Genomic DNA, 510 nt, shown 5'->3' on the forward strand with positions numbered 1-510 from the left:
CCGGTGCGTCCGTGCCCGCGGTGGTCGTCGGCGTAGACGTAGAAGCCGGCGCCGGTGAGCGCGGCGATCAGCGCTCCATATCTCCCGGCATGCTCGCCGACGCCGTGCAGCAGCTGCACCACCCCCCGGGGCGTCCCGTGCGCAGGATGGACGTCATAGACGATGTCGACGCCATAGGCGTCGGTGAACTCGCGGGTATCCATCACGGTGCGAGCCTACTCACCCTGCGAGAGCGCGGCTACCGCGCGAGGGCGTCCCGGATCGCGAAGGCGATGTCGCGGTCGGTGACCTCGTAGCCGCCGACCCCGTCGGAGGCGGACCCCATGCGCACGCCCCCGTCCTCGGTCACGGCGCGCTTCGCGGAGAAGTGGATGGCGTCGACGCCCGCCGCCGCCAGCACCGGAGCACTGGTCACGTCGACGCCACTGCCGGCCATGATCTCGATCTCGCCCTCGGCGGCGGCGACCAGAGCGCGCAGCGTCTCGATGCCGTCGATCGCGGCGGATGCCC

2 protein-coding genes are annotated in these 510 nt (G+C 72.0%); both read right to left on the reverse strand.

Features of this window, described 5'->3' with window-relative positions:
* Positions 1–203: serine aminopeptidase domain-containing protein (locus tag KZA10_RS17490; protein ID WP_218683542.1), on the reverse strand; the 203-nt coding region annotated here is incomplete at its 3' end.
* A 35-nt stretch (positions 204–238) separates the two neighbouring features.
* A partial coding sequence (locus KZA10_RS17495) for a copper homeostasis protein CutC (protein WP_306300840.1) occupies positions 239–510 on the reverse strand: 272 nt, incomplete at its 5' end.

This window comes from Microbacterium sp. BF1, from assembly GCF_019279095.1.
Lineage (GTDB): Bacteria > Actinomycetota > Actinomycetes > Actinomycetales > Microbacteriaceae > Microbacterium > Microbacterium maritypicum.